Consider the following 2,752-nt stretch of genomic DNA (forward strand, 5'->3'; position numbering starts at 1 on the left):
TTGAAACAGCGCACATGATCCGAAAGGGGCAGCTGAACCGGCCGGGTGTACCTGCTTACCGACAGTTCATCGAGCTCGCAGGATAACTGTGTCAAGACAAAGCCATAGCAATGGCTGAAATAAAAGTTTGCGACACTACCAGATCACGTACCCTGGACAATCAGAGAACTGAGTGCCGGATTGGCGTCTCAGTCCTCAACAAAATGACTTCCCTCGGACGCCCCACGTTCGAGCGTATCTCATGATGCCAAAATTCTGGGTAAGGGACACCTGCGTGACGCCTGATGATTTGTGCAACACGGTGCTATGACGGCGCCGCCACACGGACCGAGATCACGCAGCGCTTTGCCGATGTGGAGATCATCATTCCACCGCCGAAGACGGCCGTTGCCGGCCCTGAGGCCGAGACCACCCCCACCGCGCGGGATCTGGATATTCTGGCGATCAAGGCCCATGGCCGCATGGCCTGGCAAAAGAGCACCGGATATAACCAGAGAGCGCGCGTGGAAACGCTCATGGGCCGCTGGAAGTCGGTCATCGGGGAAAGGCTGAGATCACGCACCCTGAAAAATCAGAGAACTGAGTGCCGGATTGGCGTCTCAGTCCTCAACAAAATGACTTCCCTCGGACGCCCCACGTTCGAGCGTATCTCATGATGCCAAAATTCTGGGTAAGGGACCCTTGCGTGACGCCTGATGATTTGTGCAACACGGTGCCTATTTAACATGGCGCCTGCGACCAGAAGCACAGCCGTGCACAGGCCTCGAAAAGTGCATTATTTTGCTCACCTACATCATCGCGCATTGTTCTCAACTTCGCTTATTAAGTCTAGAAAAACGCCATTGATTCTCCTCGACCTGAGCGCATCCCAGCGATTCTAGTATGCAGATCATCATTCGTGTCAGCTTCCGTCACTGGTGTATCCGATATTTCACCCGACACGTTGAAGGTGTCGAGGAAACGCTCTATGTCGGACTCACCCTCACCTTTCGACAGTCCATCTTGGGAATTAATGGACTCCTCACCGGCCTTGCTATTCAGTTTCTTTTTTACAGCAGTTTCATCACGCAGTTCTTTAAGAGCTTCAAGACTGTTTGATACGTCGTCTCCGTGTCCACTTCCAGTTTCTATGTGCTCGATTCTATGCGCTTTGAATAGCCGCTTTGTTGTCGCGCCGATGGGGTCATCGTCATAAACACCCACAATTGGAGTCCATTCCTTGCGTTGGCAGCCACTGTCTTCCAGTTTCTGGTTTGCAAGATCTCTGTTTTTTTGAATACCCTTAAGGGCAGAGCCGGTATTATAAGATTCGGCGAGAAATTTAGCTACACCCCGAGCGATCGGCGCCAAAATATAGTTGCTGCGAAATGTCTTCAAAGCACCGCCTATATTCGTGGAGGCCAGCGCCCCGGCGCCCGTTGAAAGCTTTTCCATGGGGCGATCCAGAAATAAACCTCCAAGTCTTTTCTTCTTGGCTTCTGCGGCCTGAAGCACGTTTGCGGCGATATTGCCTCCCATACTGTAGCCATGGAGAACAATTCGTTCGGGAGCCACACCGGAGTCCAAAAGATGATTCAAGATTGCGACGCCGTCCTCGACCATGGTTCGATTGGAGGGAACACCACCCGAGGATTGGCCATAACCGCGATAATTCAACGCAAGAACGTTGGCCTGGTGACGCTCAACATAGTCCATTCCGGCACATCCCCCCGCAAAGCCACCAGTTGACAGGTTCTCGATTGGCATTCCGTGCCCCCCAAAAATCACAACGACCGGCCGGTCATTGGTTGTGAAATCCGGGACGGATGTAGACAAGAACTCGGACGGATTAACGCCAGCGTCCATTGCGTCCATCTTCGCAAGCGGGTCCTCCGAGGAACTCTTGGGCTGCTGGGTCACCTTGTATGCGAATCCAACGAGCTTCTGCTCACTCGACCCCCGGCCTATTCCGGATCGGGCCTTAAAGTTCAACGCGACGTTTTCAGAGAAAGCCCAGTTAAACTTGGGGCCGCATTCAGTACCAACTACTCCGGTTTTGACCTGCTTAACCGCACGCACCCCATCAGGCCTGGTCACGCTAATCTCCGGCCCTCTCGCTACTCGAGGCTTCTGAACACCAGATCGCTTTACCAAACCGCGCCAGACCAACTTACCTGGCCAAGGCGCCCAATGCCGGATTGACCGGGGACCAGGCCCCGCCCGCCCCGTAAAATGGGCCGCAACAGAGGAAACGGCGCGAAAAAGAAGATTTCTCTGGCGCCAGGCACTAGTATCTCTGAAAGAAAGGCTTTCTGCAGGAACGTCGCCACCCGGCTTTTGTTGCAGAGTGGCATCTTGATTTGAAAATCCATGCTTTTGAGTAGCTGACACACTAAAAACGGAACCACCCGACATCTTTATTCCTACCTTATAGCGCTAGGCCAGTATATTCTTATTAGAAGGATGCAATGGCCAAGTTTGATAATCTGAACGAACGAAATGATTGTTACTCGCCTACCCCACGGACGCTGTATTAATTGGCACACTGGGATCGCCGTGTTGCACAAATCATCAGGCGTCACGCAGGGGTCCCTTACCCAGAGTTTTGGCATCATGAGATAGGCTCGAACGTGGGTAGTGTCGCAAACTTTTTGTCTTTCGGTTCCCTTTTTGCGTGTTGCGGTTTAGAAGGCGGTCCTCCGCTCAGATTTTTCCAGGTGTTTAGCGTTGATCAGTTTCAAAGGTAGCCAGTTCCCCAAGGACGTGGTGCTGT

2 protein-coding genes are annotated in these 2,752 nt (G+C 52.7%); one reads left to right on the plus strand and one right to left on the minus strand.

Annotated features, from left to right (window positions below; translation table 11 throughout):
• Positions 1–284 precede the first annotated feature (284 nt).
• On the plus strand, positions 285–656 hold the full coding sequence (locus ABJZ52_RS08295; protein ID WP_348187866.1) for a hypothetical protein: 372 nt from the start codon (positions 285–287) through the stop codon (positions 654–656).
• 172 nt (positions 657–828) lie between these two features.
• Here the strand turns inward: ABJZ52_RS08295 and ABJZ52_RS08300 are convergent, their stop codons facing one another.
• On the minus strand, positions 829–2,076 hold the full coding sequence (locus ABJZ52_RS08300; RefSeq protein ID WP_348187868.1) for an alpha/beta fold hydrolase: 1,248 nt from the start codon (positions 2,074–2,076) through the stop codon (positions 829–831).
• Positions 2,077–2,752 lie beyond the last annotated feature (676 nt).

Source organism: Roseibium sp., from assembly GCF_039982295.1.
Lineage (GTDB): Bacteria > Pseudomonadota > Alphaproteobacteria > Rhizobiales > Stappiaceae > Roseibium.

What these genes read in the sequence shown, in the direction of transcription:
- ABJZ52_RS08295 (WP_348187866.1), top strand. Translation starts at nt 285, where the DNA reads ATGATTTGTGCAACACGGTGCTATGACGGCGCCGCCACACGGACCGAG.